The organism is Methylomicrobium lacus LW14 (assembly GCF_000527095.1).
Classification (GTDB): Bacteria; Pseudomonadota; Gammaproteobacteria; order Methylococcales; family Methylomonadaceae; genus Methylomicrobium; species Methylomicrobium lacus.
In genome coordinates this window covers 714025-732014 of record NZ_AZUN01000001.1, presented here as the reverse complement: position 1 = coordinate 732014, position 17990 = coordinate 714025, and the positions used below count along the sequence as shown (strand labels likewise).

The following is a 17990-nucleotide window of genomic DNA, read 5'->3' as shown; positions in this document are numbered from 1 at the left end:
GCCTTACAGATTCGCGGTGATTTGCGGCAACAGGCTGTCGATCGTCCGGCCGTGGCCGTTTTCGCCGATCGCATGCATCTTCCATTCGCCTTCATGGCGATACACTTTCGCCATGATCTGCGCGGTATGCGAGCCTTGCGCACTGAGCGTATAACGGGCGATTTCCTTGTTGCTGCGGCTGTCGAGCAGGCGGCAATAGGCATTTTCGACCTGGTCGAATGTCTGATTCGTAAAAGAGTTGACCGTGAATACCAATGACTTCACATTCGCCGGCACATTGTTCAAGTCGACGATGATCTGTTCGTCGTCGCCATCGCCCGCGCCGGTGCGGTTGTCGCCGGTATGCACGACGCTGCCGTCCTTGCTTTTCAATTGCCGGAACCAGACCGTATCGACGATCTTCTTTTGTTCGTCGAACAGCACACAGGATGCGTCCAGGTCGATCGAGGCAGCGCCACCACCGCCGAACATGCCTTTCAAGAGACCGCCGCCGGCTTTTTTCGCATCCCAGCCGAGGCCCATGATCACCTTGTTCAACTCGCCGCCCGCTTCCTTGTTCAGCGAGATTTTTTGGCCTTTCTGTAAACTGATACCCATTGCTTTGCCCTCTGTGTTTAGCGTTTCTTGGTTATTGATTGGTTGATTCTAGCGCATCAACGGACGATGCCTTGGCTTTTGGCCGCTTCGAGCCACTCGGGAAACTCGCCCAGCAATCGGTCATACAAAGCTTGTTCGTCGATGCTATGCAGGTCGTCCAGCGCGAAAAATCCGCAATTGTCCACCACGCGCCCGGCCATCGTATCGAGTTTTTCCAGGATGCCGTATTGCCGGCCGCCGATCCCGACAAACTGCCAGAAAATCGGCAGTGATGCCACATCGGTCAGCAATTGCTTGATTTCCTTGTTCAGGCTGACGCCGCCGTCGCTGACGAAGATCACCAAAACCGGCAAGCCTGTGCCCCGGTAATGTGCTATCACCTTTTCGATCACGGCCGGCTCGTTGTTGGTGCTCATCAGGCCCCAATGGCGCCAGCCGCGCTCGGCGGTGTTGATGTAATCGGCATAATTGGCCAGCGTCGCGGGCGGCAAAGCCAGCGCCTGGCGCGAAAACGCCCACACATCCAGTTCGCCGTCGTCATCGAAATGCACCGCCAGCGGCAACAGCCGTTCGATCACTTCCTGTACGCGGCCTTTGCTGTATTGGCCGCTCATCGAACCGGAGGCATCCAGCACCAGAGCGACCCTGGCTATCGTTGCGTGCAGGCGATGCTTTTCCAGGGAGACGGCCGCTTTTTTGGCCAGATCGACCAGTTTCGGCGCATGGGCCGCAATTTTCTTTTCGAGCGACAGTTTGGCACTCGGCGGCGGTACCGGTATTTCCTCCTCGACCTCGCCGCCGAAATGTTTGACCAATGCCGCCAGGCCGCCGTTGAAACCCTGACCGGTCGCGCTGAAACGCCACGCGCCATCCTTCCGGTAAAGCTCGCCGAGCATCAGGGCTTTTTCGTCCTGAAAATCCAGACCGCTAAAAGCAAAGCGCGCAGACTCCTTGCCGTCCTGCAAAAAGCGCAGATGGCCGGACCGGATTTGCCTCATTACGCCGCTGCCGTCGATGGCGACGGTAAATACCAGACGGTCGACCGAAGCCGGCAAGTTGCCCAGCCTGCACAGAAACCCCGCCTGATCACCGGCCGGAACCGCCAGTTCGACACCGCCGCACGGCGTTTTCGGCTGGTTGTAGAAGGTCATGTAGCGGTCGTCGGACAGTTTTTGCTGCGCATCCAGGCCGAAACAGGCGAAATCGAGCGCGGCGTCCAAGCCGCTGATGTGCAGTCCGATCTGAATCGTCGGGAGCGCGCCGGCGACCAGCGAGGACAGCGGCAGCCGCTGTCCCTTGGAGATTTCCATGCGGCTGATTTAAACGGTACTAGACATTCACGCCGAATGAAGACGCCAACGGTCCGAGGCCACCGGCATAACCCTGGCCGACTGCCTTGAATTTCCAGTCGGCGCCGACCCGGTAGATTTCGCCGAAGATCATCGCGGTTTCGATCGAGGCATCTTCGCTCAGATCGTAACGCGCGATTTCCTGGCCGCCTGCCTCGTTCACGATGCGGATATAGGCGCGGCTGACCTGGCCGAAATTTTGTTTGCGCGCTTCCGCGTCATGAATCGTGACCGCGAAGACGACCTTGTCCAGATCGGCGGGAATCTTGCTCAATTCGACCTTGACGACTTCGTCATCGCCCTCGCCGGCACCGGTCAGATTGTCCCCGGCGTGCGCGACCGCGCCGTCCGCAACCGATTTGTTGTTGTAGAAGCAGAAATCGTTATCGGAACGGACCTTGCCGTCCAGCTTGACCAGGAAAGCGCTGGCGTCGAGGTCGAACGCCGCACCGTCGGTCGCGCGCGCATCCCAGCCCAAACCGACCAGGATTTTATTCAGACCGGGCGCTTCTTTACTCAAATTGACATTGCCGCCTTTGCTCAGTGAAATCGCCATCGTGATGTTCCTCTTAGTGTTGGATTGAATCTGTGTTTTAAACGTTAATGCCGTATTGCCGCGCCAGTGCGCCAAGACCGCCGGCATAGCCTTGTCCTACCGCGCGAAATTTCCACTCGCCGCCGTGGCGGTAGATTTCGCCGAAAATCATCGCGGTTTCGATCGAGGCATCCTCGCTCAAATCGTAACGCGCGACTTCATTGTTCGTGTCCTTGTTCACGATGCGGACATAGGCGCTGGCAACCTGGCCGAAATTTTGCTTGCGCGCCTCGGCATCATGTATCGTGACCGTGAAGGCAACACGCTGAATATCGGCGGGGACTTTGTCGAGCAGGACGACGACCGTCTCATCGTCGCCGTCGCCCGCGCCGGTGCGGTTGTCGCCGGTATGCTCGACCGAACCGCAGGTCGATTTGGTTTGATTGTAAAAAATGAAATCGCTGTCGGACCGCACCTTGCCGTCTTCCTTGACCATGAATGCGCTCGCATCCAGGTCATAATCGGAGCCGTCGGTGGCCCTGACATCCCAGCCGAGACCGACCAGCACATTCTTTAGCGTGGGATCAGTCTTGGACAGGCTAATATTACCGCCCTTGCTCAGGGAAATTCCCATAGTTACCCTCCTCGAAGCTTTGTAGGATTGAATCGTCGCGTGTTTTAGAAGTACGAATCCGTAATAGGATAGAAGAAACTCGCGAAGTTCACAAAACTTAATGAATTGCGAACGCCGTTTGACAGGAAAATCAGGCGGTTAGAAATAACCGCCTGGAAAGACGAGGAGGGGTTAATCGCCTGCCGATAATAAGGTCAGAACTGCAGCTCCTGGTTTTGATTAGATTGCCAGCCGGCCTCAGCCCGCGGCGCTTCCGGAGCGTGCGGCATCGCCCGCTCCTGCTGACCCTTGATCAGGATGCGCGCCAATTTCCGCAAGCCTTCGGACGAGATTTCCAGACCGAACGGCCGGCCCAGGCTTTCCAGTTGATAGATCACGTCGGTCGCCGCGATGAAGGTCATATAGCGAAGGCCCTCAATTTCGGGCAATTGCTTGGCCAAGTTCTTCAGCTCGGGCGCGAGGCGCTCCCAGGTATCGGTAAAAAACACCCGCACCGGATCCTTGCCGCCCGGCTGCTGGCCTTTGATGCCGGCCTGGAAGGAACTGCGGGCATCGAGCAGAATTTCGGTCAGTGAATCGCGCAGTTGTTCGTTGTTCGAATCCAAAGACGCCTGCTGAATCGCCTTGCTCAAAAACTCATCCCAGGACTGCCAGGCTTGCTGCCACTGCTGTTGCTCGGCGGCCGACAACGGCGCGGTAGGCGTGTTCGACAGTGGCTTCACCGGCGCCTCGAAACCGAGACTCACCGAGATGCCCTCTTCCTTGGCCGCCGCGCCGGTAAATTTGAGCGTACTGATCACCTGATGCAGTTCCGCCTCGTTTTCCTTCGGCAGATAGTCGGCCAGTTTGCGCTCGATGTCGCCGCGCGATTGATTCAAATCGACCTTCAGACTCGCCAGCTGCGGTTCCGCATAGCGCCTCAGCAAATCCTGCAACTTGTCCACATTCAACGGAATCCCGGACTGATCGTAGGCCTTCGCCTGGGTGACCGGCAGACTGAGTACGGTCTGCTGCGGATTGATCGTCGGCTGCTGCCAGGTTTCGAGCAAGCCGCTCCACTCGAAAAGCGGCAGACACTGGCCGTTCATGCCGGTGCCGAAGCGAACATGCACATTGTTTTTCAAATGCACCTGCCCGTTCTGACCGTCCATCTGCGGGTTCGCAAGCTGCAAAAAACTGCAATTCTGGCGGTCTTTCCAGACATTCGCGGTCTTGCCGGGACCGGTAAAAAGCTGCGAGACCAGCGCATTTTTGATCAGGCTGTAGTCCGCGTGAAGCGGCAGATTGAAGGATTCGGCCCAGCTGTTTTGGCTCATGGCGCCGAATAAAATAACGACTGAAGGGATAAGTCTGAGGGTCATGGGTTTGAGTGTTCCAAATAAAACCGTGTTGTAGGACTCGCTTAAAATCGCAAGGAGAAATGCGAGAATTTGACAAGACGCGATTAAAAACCGTTCACCCTGAATCCTTGATGAATCCAAGACCCATGGACAACAATTTTTCGGGCTTGACTATCCTATCAAGCATTCTAGCCAATTAGAAATCGGTTAATCCCCCCAGTCGAAAGACCAACGCATCCGCGTCAAAAAATCTGTACAATGCGCTGATGATCCACGCCGAATCAGTCCGCGCAACTGTTTACCGTTCGTTATGAAAAGAATCTCCTCATTGCTTGTATGCTTGGCGCTATTTAACCCGATTTCCGCTCATTCCGGAACCCATCCGTGGGCCGGCGTCAAAACACCCGCCGCGCTCGGACCCGGCGCCGAAAGCATAGGCTCCTATACAGCGGGCTGCCTGAGCGGCGCGGTCGAACTGCCGCCGAACGGCGCCGGCTATCAGGTGATGCGCCTTTCCAGGCACCGCGATTACGGCCACCCCAACCTGAAAAATTTTATCCAAGCTTTGGGACAAAGCGCCGCGGCCGAACACCTTGGCGTGCTGTTGATCGGCGACATGGGACAGCCGCGCGGCGGCCCGACTTTAACCGGGCACCGCAGCCACCAAACCGGACTGGATGTCGACATCTGGTTCCTGTTGTCGAAGCAGGCCGAAAGCCGGACGCTGGCCTATAACGAACGCGAAAGCTGGAATGCGCCTTCGGTGCTGCGCGATCATTCCGACCTGATCGACAGCCGGCAATGGTCGAAAGCGAATGAACGGATACTGCAAATCACTGCGGAAATGCCGGAAGTCGACCGGCTGTTCGTGAATGCCGGCGTCAAGCGAGAACTCTGCCGGACTCACGCAGGGCAAAACTGGCTGCGCAAAATCCGCCCCTGGTGGAAACATGACGACCACTTCCATGTCCGCCTGAAATGTCCGCAGGATAGCCGCTCTTGCGAAGGGCAGGAACCGCTGCCCGCCGGCGACGGCTGCGATGCCTCCCTGGCCTGGTGGTTTTCGGCCGAAGCCAAGGCGCCCGCGAAAAAACTGCCGCCGCCGAAGGCGCCGGTTTTACCGGCGCGGTGTGATCAGGTTTTGTACCGCTAAGGCTAAAATTTATAAGGCCGATTGATGTCCTATCCGATCGACAAAAAATTCGTGATCGCGGTCTCATCGAGTGCCCTGTTCGACCTCGGCCAATCCGACCGCATTTTTCGCGAGCAAGGCCCCGTCGCTTATAAAAGCTACCAGGAACAAAACCAGAATGTGATACTCGACAAAGGCGTCGCATTCCCATTTATACGTAGATTTCTTGCAATAAATCAAGCGTTTCCAAAGCAGGCTCCGGTAGAGGTGGTTCTCTTGTCCAGAAACTCGCCAGAAACGGGGTTGCGGGTTTTTCGTTCAATAAGACATTACGGCCTTGATATTACAAGGGCGGCCTTCATGACAGGTCGCTCTCCACACGAATACGTCCCCGCCTTCAATGCATCGCTATTTCTGAGTGCGAACGAAGACGATGTTCAAAAAGCGATAGACGCGAATTATCCTGCAGGCGTTGTACTCCCATCAAAAGTTTACGATGATGAACTAGACACTGAGCTTAGAGTGGCTTTTGACTTTGATGGAGTGATTGTAGATGACGAGGCAGAATCTGTATTCAAGAAGAATAACGATCTTGCTGAATTTCAGGCTCACGAATTCAAAATGCAGTTCATACCTCATCAGCAAGGGCCACTTGCAGATCTCTTCAAAAAACTTTCCTTCATGCAGAAATTGGAAGAGAAAAAGCTGAAGGAGGAACCTAACTACAAAAAAATTCTGAGAATTGCGATTGTCACGGCACGAAACGCTCCAGCACACGAGCGCGTCGTGACCACTCTGAAAAATTGGGGGGTTTCAGCAGACGAATTCTTTTTATTAGGGGGGATGGAGAAATACAGAATACTGACTATTATTAAACCCCACATGTTTTTTGACGATCAGCGAAGTCATTTGGAGTCGCCCGCGGGCGATATTCCGATGGTTCATGTGCCATTTGGAATTGCTAATAAGAATCCGTTTAGTCATTCAACCGAACCTGAGCATGAAGCCGCGCCTGTAACCGTAGGTGTAGGAAGCCCAATCAAGACATAGGCGGAACTGGCATCAAGATCCTGGCTAGCGGGCGCCGCTGGCGCGGACACTTGCTTATTTGGAAGTGATCAGTGGCCAGCTATACATTGCAGTTATGTTGGCTGGATTGGTAGGACTTTTTTTGCACGCTCGCAGATAGCGTGAATTAGCAATCCTTCAGGCAACCGCCCTATCGCCTCGCAATAAGGCTGAAGTGATTTAAATTTAATTGGGCTTCAGTTTATTTGGGTGCAACCGCATAAAAACTCCAGAAAAAGCGATACGCTCGCTAGCCGGTCAAGACTGCCAGCGTTTCGCGCGCGATTTGTAACTCTTCGTTCGTGCGCACGGCCAGAACGCGAACCGAGTGCCCGCTACGCCCTATCTCGCCGATTTCTTCAAATGATCTATCATTGGCTTCCTGATCGATCGCGATGCCGAGTTTTTCCAGGCCCTGACAGACCCGGTTTCGAATCAAAGCCGCATTTTCGCCGACGCCGCCGGTAAAAATCAGTGCATCAAGACCGTCCAGCGCGACAAAATAAGCGCCGATATATTTTCGGATGCGATAACAGTAAACCTCCAACGCCAGCCGGGCGCGTTCGTCACCACCCTGCTCGCCGGCCAGCACTTCGCGCAAGTCGTTGCTGCCGCATAGCCCCTTCAAGCCGGAGTCCCGGTTGAGGGCTTCCTGCAGATCGCCAGCGCTCTGGTCCAGAACGTTTTCCAGATAAAGCGGTATTGCCGCATCCAGATCGCCGCAGCGAGTGCCCATCACCAGGCCTTCCAAAGGGGTGAAGCCCATCGAGGTATCGATACAGCGGCCGTGTTGTATGGCCGCGGCGCTGGCGCCATTGCCGAGATGAAGAGTAATCAATTTAAGATCTTCGAGCGGGCGCTGCAAATAGTCGGCCGCCCGGCTTGCGACATAACGATGGGAACTGCCGTGAAACCCGTAGCGGCGTATGCCGTGGCCGCTATACCAGGCTTCCGGGATCGCATAGCGAAACGCATGCGGCGGCATGGTCTGATGGAAAGCGGTATCGAAAACGGCAACCTGCGGCACCGCCGGAAAAATGTCCCGGCAGGCTTCAATGCCGGTCAGATTGGCCGGATTATGCAGCGGCGCCAACGGGATCAGCTTTCGAATCGTATCGATCACCGTCTGATCGATCGCGACCGATGCCGAAAAGGCCTCGCCGCCATGGACCACCCGGTGACCGATCGCATCCGGCCCATCCCCTGCTTCAAAACCGACGGTACCGTGTAAAATCGCGGCAATAACGTTGAAAGCCGCGCGGTGATCGGGAGCATCGATTTCCTGCCGGGCCTCGACCAACTCGCCTTGGGCATTTTCTGCCCGGTGCCGGATCAGGCTGGCACCTTCACCGATGCGCTCCAGCAGTCCGCTGGCAAGCAAATGCCCTGGCTTCATCGCAAACAGTCCATATTTGATCGAAGAACTGCCGCAATTGATCACCAGAATTTTAGGGGTATCGGATAGGATTTCCACGCGGCTCATGTTTTGATCATCCGCGCGCCTCGAAAACGGCGACCGTGCGCCTAGCTATCAGATAAGACGAACCTTCGAAAATACTCTGCTGATTGCGCGGCAGGATGTCATCGGGCCCTGTGCGCGAGGTATCCAGCGCCAAGTGCCACTTTCGTCCGGGTATCTGAGGCAACGGCGCATCCACTGTCCGCTCCGACATATTTAAAATAACATGCACGTCTTCCTCATCGCCGGTCAGTCCTGCCAATGTATAAACCAAAAATTGCGCGCCGTAATCGAACCATAACGGCTCGTCAAGCCGATAGCCATGCCAGGATATATCGCGAAGACCGCGGCCTGGCAGCTCTTCTCCGGTAAAATATTCGCGATTGTTTTCGCCATTCGCTTCGTTGTGTTTGCCGTTATAGCTTACCAGATCGTGCAGCGTAAATCCGTCATAGCAGCTGATGAAATTGATGCTGTGCAGCGGCAAACGGTCCTCATCCGCATAAAAATTGCTGCTGCCGGCGATGCATGAGGCGACGTCGCCGAAAAATTCACCCCGGCGTCGCTGACGGTAGCGCCGGCCGGAAAATAGAAGCCGACGCTCGATTGATAGGTAAGAGCCACTGCAATTTACTCCATAAAACGTTCACATACCCGCACGGTTACACAGATGTTCGGGCATGTAGCTGCGGTCGCTTAAAACCTCCAGCATCGGCCCGTACGTCACAAACTTGACAATCGACACGGAAGCCGCGGGGGTATTGATACGGTCCCGGTAACGGCCCACGTCAATGCCCAACAGGCTGCAGAGAATGATGCGTATGGTCGCCTTATGCGATACCAGCAGCACATTGCCGGTCTTGTACTTGGACTCGATCTCGGTAATGATCGGAAGCGCGCGGGCGGTAATCTGAATCGCCGTTTCGCCGCCGGTCGGCGGGTTCCAGGCCGGATCGGTCTGCCAACGCAGATAGTCCTCCTCGTAACGTTGCCGGATAGTGTCCTGCTCTTGATCTTCCCATGCGCCATAACTGATTTCTCTGAGCCCCTCCCTAATCTGCATAGGCAGACCCAAGGCATCGCACAAAGGCTGCGCGGTCGCTATCGCTCTTTTCATCTTCAATCCGGTCACTGGCGCCCGCTTTTTCCGCCAAGGCAGCCAATTGCATGGGCTGATCGGCGTTTTTCAAAACGGAGAAAACTTTCCGTTGCAGCCCTAACAAGGTCTCGGCGGCCTTTTTTCCCGCTTCGACACCCGGCTGATGATAGGCATTGATATTGATCAGGGAGGGAGGCATACAATCCGACCGCGCGCTCGTAGAGTGCGATCAGCGCGCCGACCGATCTCGCATCCATGCGGGTAATCGTGACGGTAATCGAATCCCTTAAATTCTCATAAAGCGTGTGCCGCGTACCTTGTAAAAAACCGGAAAGAAAATCGCCGCTGGTGACCTCGGCTTCCACTTCGATCGAAGGTCCCTCCGGTCCTCCAGCACTTCGATGAAAGTCACAAAAAAATTCGCGATGCCTTCGCGCAGTTGCTGCACAAAGGCATGCTGATCGGTCGATCCCTTGTGCCATAAACGGCAAGGCCTTGATGGACCGTATTGCCGTCCAGGTCTTTTTCTTTGCCCAGCGACTCCATCACGAGTTGTTGGAGATAGCGTGAAAACAGCAGCAGGGTGTTATTGAGGCCATTTCCAGGACGCAAACTCGGGTTTGTCTATGCCATGTTCGTAAGCATAGTGGCTGCAACTGATCTGCATACCGCGTAATTTTTCTTTCACATGGGCGCCGGCCACGTTAAGACCAGGAACCCGGTTAATTACATCGATGGCCAGGCTGAAGCGGTCGACCTCGTTGCGAATCGCCAATTCGAGCGGCGTATTGATATTACCTTTTTCCTTGTAGCCGCGCACATGCAGGTTTTTATGATTGGTGCGGCGATAGGCGAGACGGTGAATCAGCCAGGGATAGCCGTGGAAATTGAAAATCACCGGTTTATCGGTCGTGAACAGACTGTCGAAATCCCGATCGGAAAGTCCGTGCGGATGTTCGCTCTCAGGCGTCAGACGGTAAAGATCCATCACGTTGATAAAGCGGATTTTCAATTGTGGAAAATGCTCTCGCAACAGGCAGACAGCCGCCAACGATTCTTGCGTCGAAATGTCGCCGCAGCTCGCCATCACCACATCGGGTTCTGCGCCTTGGTCGTTGCTCGCCCAATCCCAGATACCGATGCCTTTGGTGCAATGTTCGATCGCGGCATCCATGTCCAGAAATTGATGGTGCTTCTGCTTGTCAGAAACGATCACGTTGAAGTAGTCGGTGCTCTGCAGGCAATGGTCGGCGACCGACAACAGCGTATTGACGTCAGGCGGTAGATAGATGCGCGTGACTTCGGGGCTTTTATTCACCACCACATCCAGAAAGCCCGGATCCTGATGGGTAAAACCGTTGTGATCCTGCCGCCATACGGTGGAGGTGATCAGCAAATTCAACGATGAAACGGGCGCGCGCCAGGCAAGATCGTTAGAAATATCCAGCCATTTGGCGTGCTGGTTGAACATCGAATCGATCACATGCACGAAGGCTTCGTAACTGGAGAAAAAGCCGTGGCGACCGGTCAGCAGATAGGCTTCGAGCCAGCCTTCCAGGGTGTGTTCGGAAAGCATTTCCATGACCCGGCCATCCGGAGATAATTCTCCGCCGTCGGCGTCCTCCGGTAAGTAATCCGCCAGCCACATTTTTTTACTGACTTGATAGATGTCATCGAGCTTGTTCGAGGTATTTTCATCCGGACCAAACACGCGAAAATTGGTCGGGTTCAGCTTCATAATATCGCGCAAAAAAACGCCCAATGGCCTGGTGTTTTCGACTTCGGTTTGACCGGGTTTGTCCACCTTGACGCCGTAGTCGCGGAAATCCGGCAGACGCAAGGCTTTGCGCAACAGACCGCCATTCGCATGGGGATTGGCGCTCATGCGCCGTATGCCTTTGGGTGCCAGTTCCTTCAGTTCGGCGATCAGGTGGCCGTTGGCGTCGAACAGCTCTTCCGGTTTATAGCTGCGCAGCCACTCTTCCAGTTGTTTCAGATGCGCCGGATTTTCCTTCATGCCGGACAGCGGCACCTGGTGGGCCCGCCAAAAACCTTCCACTTTATGTCCATCCACTTCTTTCGGACCGGTCCAGCCTTTCGGACTGCGCAGTACGATCATCGGCCAGCGCGGCCGCACCAGGGCGCCGCCGGCACGCGCTGCCTGCTGAATCTTGCGTATTTCGGTCACGCACTGTTCCATCACCGCCGCCATGCGTTGATGCATCACCTCGGGATCGCTGCCTTCGACGAAATAAGGCGTCCAGCCATAGCCCTTGAATAGGTTTTCAAGCTCTTCATGGCTGATGCGTGCCAATAAAGTCGGATTATTGATCTTGTAGCCATTCAGATTCAGCACCGGTAGCACCGCGCCGTCGCGGACCGGGTTCAGAAATTTGTTCGAATGCCAGGAAGTCGCCAAGGGGCCGGTTTCCGCCTCGCCATCGCCGACGACGACCGTGACCAGGAGATCCGGATTGTCGAAAGCCGCGCCAAAGGCATGGGACACGCTATAACCCAATTCGCCGCCTTCATGAATCGAACCCGGCGTTTCTGGCGTGCAGTGGCTGCCGATGCCGCCGGGGAACGAAAACTCCTTGAAAAACTGATGCATGCCTTCCAGGTCTTCGCTCTTGTTCGGATAAATTTCCGAGTAAGTGCCCTCCAGATACACCGGGCCCAGAACGCCTGGCGCACCATGGCCTGGACCGGCCATGAAAATCGCATTCAGGTCGTGGCTTTTGATCAAGCGACTCATATGGATATAGGTAAAACTCAATGCCGGACTGGCGCCCCAGTGCCCGAGAAGACGGTTCTTGATATGCTCGGGTTTGAGCGGCTCTCTGAGCAAAGGATTTTCCTGCAGATAAATCATGCCGGCCGCCAGATAATTGCAGGCCCTCCAGTAGGCGTGTATCTTGCGCAACGATTCTTTGTCGAGGGGGTCGAGATTGTTCAAGGTCGTATCAGTCATGGGTTGCTCCTGTTTTTGTTAAATTGTATCTATTTGATGCTGAGGTATTATGAAATTCAGTTCCATGATCTCATCGCAATTACCAATCCGGTAAGCGCCAGCGATTGTTTTTTTCCTTCTCGGGTAAATCCGGCTCACTAGGGAGTAATCTCAGAATGACATGAGATTATTCTATTCCTGCGCAAGTAGATTTCGCTATTGGATTTTGGCCAAAGGCTTAGGCCATATGCGGAAAAACATAATTCAGAGTGATATCTTATTGATAGAAAAGGGGAACTAATTGGGGTATGGCAACGACCATACCAAGTGGAATTTTTGAGGAATCTAAAATTAGAATCCTTCAATCGCAACAGCGGTTATTGACGTTATGTCTGTTTGATTATTAACTCAGATAGTCAGCGCAATAATCCGGCAATCCGCTCCGCCGAAAATATCCGCTGAATCGTCAGCCCCTGAACGATAATCGAGAAGACGACGGCAGCAAAGGTCATGTTCATAATCAGCGGTTTCCAGGGGCTGTCGGGCAGAGAGACCGCAAGCGCCAACGATAGCCCGCCGCGCAGTCCGCTCCATGTCAGCAACTGAGTCAGACCGAAAAAGTCGGCGCGGATAATCCTCAGCAAGTTGAGCCCGCCGACTATCGCCGCAACGCTGATTGCGCGCCCTAACAGCACCGCGACAATCGATACGAGCGCAGGTATGCCCGGTATCACATTCTCCAATGGATTGATCAACACGACATGGAAACCGACGAAAACAAACAATAAAGCATTCAGTACGTTGTCCAGTCCGGTCCAGAAGGTGCTTAAAGGCGCGCGCATGTCTTCATTCATACGCGGGACCGTGATGTTGCCGCTGAGCAGGCCGGCAACGACGGTCGCAATCGGTCCTGAAATGTCCAGATGCAGGGCGGCGGCATACATCGAAGTCACGGCCCCCAATGTGATCAGAAGGCCGGTGCTGTAAGAAGTGGAACGCAGCATCAGGTAGTGGATCAGCATCCAGCCGATCAGACCCAACACCGCACCGCCCAAAACCTCCTGCACAAAAATTGCACCGGCGGCGGCCACACTGACCTCGCCGCCCTCGATCGCCGAAGCGGTAAAGATCGTGAATAAAACGACCGCGACCCCATCGTTCAATAAGGACTCGCCGTCGACCACCGTCTCCAATTTCTGTGGTAGTCCGATTTTGGAAAGAATCGCCAACGATGCAATCGGATCAGTGGCGGCAATCAGCGCCCCGAACAGGAGTGCCTGGGATAGGGTCACAGCAATGCCGAATGCGGAAAGGACACTGTAGACAATGCCTCCGGTCAGGAAGCAGGCCCCCGCGGTTCCGCCAAACGCTAACCAGCCGATCAGCCAGCGCTGATCACGAAGAACGCCCCAACTGACGCGTACGCTGCCGCGAAACAACAAAAAACAGAGCACGCCTTTTAACAGGGTATCGTTCAGATTGAACGATTGAGTCAACTCCTTCAATAAACCAATGTCTACAGCGGGCACAAAATTAGCCAATATCCGCAGGACTGCGGTGGCCGCGCAGGCCAGGATCAACAGGCCGATGTCATGCTGGACGTGCAGATAGCGATCGTTAACAAAACTCAGGATCGCCGCAATGCCGAACAGGAAAGCAACTGCTGTAAAGGTATCCAATGCTCCTCCTTTATGCCGATTGTCAGCTGTCGGCTTGTCCCTGAACCAGCCTGGAAAGAGAATCGGAAGGTATGATCCTCTGCTGGGTGACTGAGCCATTGTACTTTCCGGCGATCTTCTTGAATGTTTTCTCCCAAACGTTTTCAAAGAGCACGATCACCGCCGAATGATCTGGTGGGAGTTTATCCGCTATTTTTTGAATGTCTGTGGCGCTAAGACCGAAGTCCCCTTCCCTTGCGGCGTGTGCAGTGGATTCCGCCTTGGCTTGAGCCGCCTCAGAGACTGCGACACTTTGGCTTGCAAGCGCAGCAATCAATGCATTGATTCCATCACATTTTCTTCATCCTGAAAACGTCCACCCTCCATTGCCGAGATTCTGCCATCCTGATCTTTTCTAAGAAAAAGGAAGACATCGGGCCTCAGAACTCCGGTCTCCCAGAGCCCCTTTAAATCATTCACGAAATCATAGGGCAAAAGGCCGCCCTGAAATTGGGTCGCCAGCAGATTCATCCAGGTCCTTGCCCCGATAGCTCAACACGGCCTGAAGGGACGAGGCGCCACAGGAATATTTGCTGCTCTGGCGCGTTTGTTTGAGAAGACGGGAGCGTTTCATGGCAGAGTCCTTATGATGGAACAGGGATTAATCGACTGCTTAGGTCACTGTTTCACTGGGCCGGACTCGCCCCCACTTCTTCCCATGAAGAATCCGGGTCAAAGGCTTTCATCGCCAAAGCCAATTCGGTGGTCTTTGGTCCTAGATCTTTCTGGTATATCTTTCCCCTATGATTGACCACAAACGTCATGATGCCGGATGAACCATAGACGGCAGGAAACGCGACCAGGGCAAAGCCTGCAATCATGTTGCCGTTGATGATGTAGTCGTATTTTCCGCCGGGAACATTGCTGCCCTGACGGGTCAGAATCTTATATAAATAGCCGTGAAAAGGCATCGCTGTTTCGGCGCTGCTTTTTGCCTGGTAACCGGCGGCTTTGGCTTCCGCAAAGAGGGGGCCCAGGGGGCTTTCGGGCTGGCCGGGCGCCGTTTCCCAATACAAACCATCGAATTTGTTAGGTTCACTGCGTATCTTGGTCGCGAACTCGCTCACTTCGTCGCCGTCCCGATCGATCGACGCATATTCGGTTTGCGCTTCCACATAACCTCTCACCGCACCCAGTGTATTCAACTCATTGCGTCCAATTCTGCGATTCAGAATTTCCTGTTTGCCTTGTTCTGCATCGAATCGCCATTGACCTCCGTTATTCACGACAGGAACAGGAAATGACCAGTCATTCTTTCCAAAATGCAAGATCGCTTTATTGGCCTCATTTTCGACAGAGGATTTCTCTTCCGCCATTTTCAGAAAGTCCGCGCGATTGTTCGCATCTTCCACATCGTCACCGGACGAAAAAATTTGCGCATATTCGCTGCCAAAAAGCATCGAAATTTTGTTTTTGTCATTCCCGCGTGCGGCATCGACCAATGCTTTTGATGCCTCTTCGGGCGATGCAAAAGCTTGGCCCTTATCGGCCGCTTCCGTTGCGGGTGCGGCTGATAGGGAGCGCGAAGCAAGCAAAGTTATAAAAATGACCATCGAAAGGGTATAACGGAGTTTATTGGACATCATGATGGAAACCTCGCCTAAATAATGATCAAACTATCTGTGAACGGGAAGCAGCAAGAAGGGAAGCGATATCCTCTCCTTGCCAAGGACAAACCCAGTGATTTCATGCTCTTGTACCCTCTCACCGGCGACCACCACGACCTCCTCCGCCACCACCGCCTCTGCTTGCGCCGCCACCACCTCTGCTCGCACCGCCAGCACTACTGCCTCGACTCGCTGGACGTTGTCCGCCGGATGACGGGCTTTGCCTGGCTGGCTGGGCGCGCGACGGCGTTTGCCTGGCCGGTTGTTGAGCACGCGCAAAACTGGAGCTTCCGCGGTTACTATAAGCACTGGAGCGGCCGCCGTCCCGGGCGCTATCGAACGCACTCGGGCGCGACATTTCTTGACGACGCTGCGCCTGCTCGTTGCGTTGCCGGTCCATCTGCTGTTGCTGACTAGGTCTTTGAACGGCTTGTTGTGATCGCCTTTGGCTTGCAGCGGCGACGTTTTCGGATCGACGCGGAGTAGCCCCTCCAAGGTCTTTTGCACGCGCCTGACCTTTCCCCTGTTGCCGGGCATTCAGACTTGAGGCGCCGCGCTGGCTTTCGAAATTGCTCCTTTGACCCGATGACCGTAAACCTTCCAAAGCATTTTCACGACGGCTTTCTGCCATTCCGGGACGTGTTTCCCTGCCTGGCTTGCCTGCCAAGCGCTGCTGGACATCGGAACTGGAAAGCCGAGCCGGCGCTGCACGATCTGCAATCCCCGCCTGACCAAAACCTCGCACGTTGGCCGGAAGGTTTTGTGCGCCGCTGAGCCGGTTCCCGGCCAAGGCCGGTGACTCTGTTCGTCCGATGCGTTGCTGGGCTTTAGGCGGAAAAGGCTGACCCCGGCGATGCCGAGCATCCGGCTGCCAGCGCCCCCCTGCCCGGTCCTTCATGGCCGGGAGTTGATCCTGATTGAAAGTCCCGTCTCGATTAAAATTAATTTCATTGCCGGAAATGTTAACGTCCCGGTCCACATTGACATTGCCGCGGTTAATGTTTGCATTACCGCCGTAATATCCCCCTCCTCCCCCGGACCAGCAATTACCCCCGTGACATACAGAGTCGCCATAATAATGTCCGACATGGTAATCATCCCAGTCATCATCATCGGCCCATTCCATGATGCCCCAGGTCAGCAATCCGCCGACGACCGCGCCGGCCCCGAACGACATCCATTGATCGGAACTGGAAGTGGTCGTCGTAGTGGTCGCAGGTGGAGCATAATAGGTCGGATAATAGCTTGCTGGCGCAGCGGCCATGGTTCCGACGGGATACATTTGGGTGCTTGGAGGTGGCGCCATCGGCGCCGAATAAACAACCTCGGGGTTGTAGCTTGGAACCGATATCGTATCGGCTTTGGCCGGCTCTATGTAAATCACTTCCTTGGTCAATACGGCCGGAGTCACTTTGGCGCCGGTCGCTTGCAATTCGTCTTGCCCTGGCTCCTGTTCCGACACCGTCTTCGTTTCGACTTTCTGCAAATCGGAATCTTTCAAAAATCCGGCATCGGTCGCGCGCTTACGTAAAGCCTGAACTGAGTCCATCAATTGCGACGGATCTGACAGAAAAGCATCGCCCAACTGGGTGGTCCAATCCAGGTGTTGATCCATCATCGCAATCACGTCGGGGACCGCCGTCAACCGGCTGACGCTGGCGTCCCAGTTTTTGGTACGCACGGTCGCCAGATCCGGTTTAGTTTCAAGCCAGCGGGCCGCCTGCACCACTTCAAGAGGATAAGTTGCGGCGACCAGCACTTCGGCCAGCAGAGGGTCGGGATAAAGCGCTATCGGCGCCACCAGCGATTCAAGACTGGTCAAGGGTTTGGCTTCCGGCTTCGGAACGGGCGGCGTCGCAGATACCGGTTGCGCGGGCTGAGGCATTGAGGCGGCTGGCGGCGTCTGGACTTTCTCCTTGTCCTTATCTCCGCACCCGACTACAACATGCAGCGCGAAGATCATCAGCGCAGTACGGCCCATGATAGTCATTTGACTAAAAGCCCTACCATTGCCACGCACCCGAAGGGGGTCCTCGGCAATTTCGAGAAGACGGGTGTGGCGGGCGAGATTATTAATTTGATTCATTACGAAGGCTCCATATGATCAACACCCAGAAAGCAAACAGTGAATACTCAGCGATGTCTTCCGCTTGTCAGAAGACGAATCAGTTAATCTCAAGATGACATGTCATCACTATATTCCTGCGCCAGCCGACCGCGCTATTGGACTTTAGTCCAAGTGCCTACACCCACCCGAATGCCTCGACTTTTTTGTCATCATCGCGGGTATAAGCCGCTGATACCTTCGATTTGATACAAGGCAATTTCATTTGATGATTCGACTCACTACTTCCCTGCTGCATGCATGCATGCAATCAATTAACAAGAAACAGGAAAGATACCTCCGGGCGTTGGACCAAAGTCCAATAGCGAGACTTGTTTACGCAAGAATACAATGCCCTAGCTAATCCGTCATTCTGACATACAGAGAGTCGCCCTGCC

17 protein-coding genes are annotated in these 17990 nt (G+C 54.7%); 2 read left to right on the top strand and 15 right to left on the bottom strand.

The window, feature by feature from the left end; translation table 11 throughout:
* Positions 1-3: 3 nt before the first annotated feature.
* From METLA_RS0103235 to METLA_RS0103215, 5 genes are all read right to left on the bottom strand, one after another.
* Positions 4-597 (bottom strand): TerD family protein, encoded by a 594-nt coding sequence (locus METLA_RS0103235; RefSeq protein WP_024297185.1) that lies wholly within the window; start codon positions 595-597, stop codon positions 4-6.
* A gap of 56 nt (positions 598-653) precedes the next feature.
* The gene (locus METLA_RS0103230) at positions 654-1907 is read right to left on the bottom strand and encodes a VWA domain-containing protein (protein WP_024297184.1); all 1254 of its coding nucleotides are present in this window, start codon (positions 1905-1907) and stop codon (positions 654-656) included.
* Between the two features lie 19 nt (positions 1908-1926).
* Complete coding sequence (locus METLA_RS0103225) at positions 1927-2502, bottom strand: TerD family protein (RefSeq protein WP_024297183.1); 576 nt, start codon at positions 2500-2502, stop codon at positions 1927-1929.
* Positions 2503-2539: 37 nt separating this feature from the next.
* Positions 2540-3115, bottom strand: coding sequence for a TerD family protein (locus METLA_RS0103220; RefSeq protein ID WP_024297182.1), 576 nt, complete (start codon positions 3113-3115; stop codon positions 2540-2542).
* 194 nt (positions 3116-3309) lie between these two features.
* A complete protein-coding gene (locus METLA_RS0103215) occupies positions 3310-4431 on the bottom strand; it encodes a hypothetical protein (RefSeq protein WP_245598720.1) in 1122 nt (373 codons plus the stop codon).
* Positions 4432-4765: 334 nt separating this feature from the next.
* On the opposite strand from METLA_RS0103215, the gene mepA reads away from it, so the two are divergent.
* Both mepA and METLA_RS0103205 read left to right on the top strand, forming a co-directional pair.
* Entirely contained in the window at positions 4766-5608 is an 843-nt protein-coding gene (mepA, locus tag METLA_RS0103210; protein ID WP_024297180.1) for a penicillin-insensitive murein endopeptidase, read from the top strand.
* Between the two features lie 24 nt (positions 5609-5632).
* Positions 5633-6637, top strand: coding sequence for a 5'-nucleotidase (locus METLA_RS0103205; protein ID WP_024297179.1), 1005 nt, complete (start codon positions 5633-5635; stop codon positions 6635-6637).
* 268 nt (positions 6638-6905) lie between these two features.
* Here the strand turns inward: METLA_RS0103205 and METLA_RS0103200 are convergent, their stop codons facing one another.
* The 10 genes from METLA_RS0103200 to METLA_RS22880 form a co-directional block, all read right to left on the bottom strand.
* Positions 6906-8138 carry an acetate/propionate family kinase gene (locus tag METLA_RS0103200; protein WP_024297178.1) on the bottom strand — a complete coding sequence of 411 codons (1233 nt, stop codon included), beginning with the start codon at positions 8136-8138 and terminating at the stop codon, positions 6906-6908.
* A gap of 7 nt (positions 8139-8145) precedes the next feature.
* Positions 8146-8601, bottom strand: a complete 456-nt coding sequence (locus METLA_RS0103195) for a hypothetical protein (protein ID WP_024297177.1) — start codon at positions 8599-8601, stop codon at positions 8146-8148.
* 159 nt (positions 8602-8760) lie between these two features.
* A complete protein-coding gene (locus METLA_RS0103190; RefSeq protein ID WP_024297176.1) occupies positions 8761-9231 on the bottom strand; it encodes a histidine phosphatase family protein in 471 nt (156 codons plus the stop codon).
* Positions 9167-9412, bottom strand: coding sequence for a hypothetical protein (locus METLA_RS23120; protein WP_198408441.1), 246 nt, complete (start codon positions 9410-9412; stop codon positions 9167-9169). Before METLA_RS23120 ends, METLA_RS0103190 begins: the two co-directional genes overlap by 65 nt.
* A 387-nt stretch (positions 9413-9799) precedes the next feature.
* Complete coding sequence (locus METLA_RS0103180) at positions 9800-12184, bottom strand: phosphoketolase family protein (RefSeq protein ID WP_029646365.1); 2385 nt, start codon at positions 12182-12184, stop codon at positions 9800-9802.
* Between the two features lie 395 nt (positions 12185-12579).
* Positions 12580-13842: a cation:proton antiporter gene (locus METLA_RS0103175; protein ID WP_024297174.1), complete on the bottom strand. Its 1263-nt coding sequence runs from the start codon at positions 13840-13842 to the stop codon at positions 12580-12582.
* A 22-nt stretch (positions 13843-13864) separates the two neighbouring features.
* On the bottom strand, positions 13865-14158 hold the full coding sequence (locus METLA_RS22425; RefSeq protein WP_024297173.1) for a hypothetical protein: 294 nt from the start codon (positions 14156-14158) through the stop codon (positions 13865-13867).
* Positions 14155-14352 (bottom strand): hypothetical protein, encoded by a 198-nt coding sequence (locus METLA_RS0103165; protein ID WP_024297172.1) that lies wholly within the window; start codon positions 14350-14352, stop codon positions 14155-14157. Before METLA_RS0103165 ends, METLA_RS22425 begins: the two co-directional genes overlap by 4 nt.
* A gap of 155 nt (positions 14353-14507) precedes the next feature.
* Positions 14508-15467: a DUF2950 domain-containing protein gene (locus tag METLA_RS0103160; protein WP_024297171.1), complete on the bottom strand. Its 960-nt coding sequence runs from the start codon at positions 15465-15467 to the stop codon at positions 14508-14510.
* Between the two features lie 118 nt (positions 15468-15585).
* Positions 15586-17574 carry a DUF3300 domain-containing protein gene (locus tag METLA_RS22880; RefSeq protein ID WP_024297170.1) on the bottom strand — a complete coding sequence of 663 codons (1989 nt, stop codon included), beginning with the start codon at positions 17572-17574 and terminating at the stop codon, positions 15586-15588.
* Between the last annotated feature and the right edge of the window lie 416 nt (positions 17575-17990).

Bases quoted from the DNA above. Each gene is read 5' to 3' on its own strand.
- METLA_RS0103220 (WP_024297182.1), bottom strand. From the start codon at position 3,115: ATGGGAATTTCCCTGAGCAAGGGCGGTAATATTAGCCTGTCCAAGACT.
- METLA_RS0103225 (WP_024297183.1), bottom strand. From the start codon at position 2,502: ATGGCGATTTCACTGAGCAAAGGCGGCAATGTCAATTTGAGTAAAGAA.
- METLA_RS0103230 (WP_024297184.1), bottom strand. From the start codon at position 1,907: ATGGAAATCTCCAAGGGACAGCGGCTGCCGCTGTCCTCGCTGGTCGCC.
- METLA_RS23120 (WP_198408441.1), bottom strand. From the start codon at position 9,412: ATGCCTCCCTCCCTGATCAATATCAATGCCTATCATCAGCCGGGTGTC.
- METLA_RS0103165 (WP_024297172.1), bottom strand. From the start codon at position 14,352: ATGAATCTGCTGGCGACCCAATTTCAGGGCGGCCTTTTGCCCTATGAT.
- METLA_RS0103160 (WP_024297171.1), bottom strand. From the start codon at position 15,467: ATGATGTCCAATAAACTCCGTTATACCCTTTCGATGGTCATTTTTATA.
- METLA_RS0103235 (WP_024297185.1), bottom strand. From the start codon at position 597: ATGGGTATCAGTTTACAGAAAGGCCAAAAAATCTCGCTGAACAAGGAA.
- METLA_RS22880 (WP_024297170.1), bottom strand. From the start codon at position 17,574: ATGAATCAAATTAATAATCTCGCCCGCCACACCCGTCTTCTCGAAATT.
- METLA_RS0103215 (WP_245598720.1), bottom strand. From the start codon at position 4,431: ATGAGCCAAAACAGCTGGGCCGAATCCTTCAATCTGCCGCTTCACGCG.
- METLA_RS0103180 (WP_029646365.1), bottom strand. From the start codon at position 12,184: ATGACTGATACGACCTTGAACAATCTCGACCCCCTCGACAAAGAATCG.
- METLA_RS0103205 (WP_024297179.1), top strand. From the start codon at position 5,633: ATGTCCTATCCGATCGACAAAAAATTCGTGATCGCGGTCTCATCGAGT.
- mepA (WP_024297180.1), top strand. From the start codon at position 4,766: ATGAAAAGAATCTCCTCATTGCTTGTATGCTTGGCGCTATTTAACCCG.
- METLA_RS0103190 (WP_024297176.1), bottom strand. From the start codon at position 9,231: ATGAAAAGAGCGATAGCGACCGCGCAGCCTTTGTGCGATGCCTTGGGT.
- METLA_RS0103200 (WP_024297178.1), bottom strand. From the start codon at position 8,138: ATGAGCCGCGTGGAAATCCTATCCGATACCCCTAAAATTCTGGTGATC.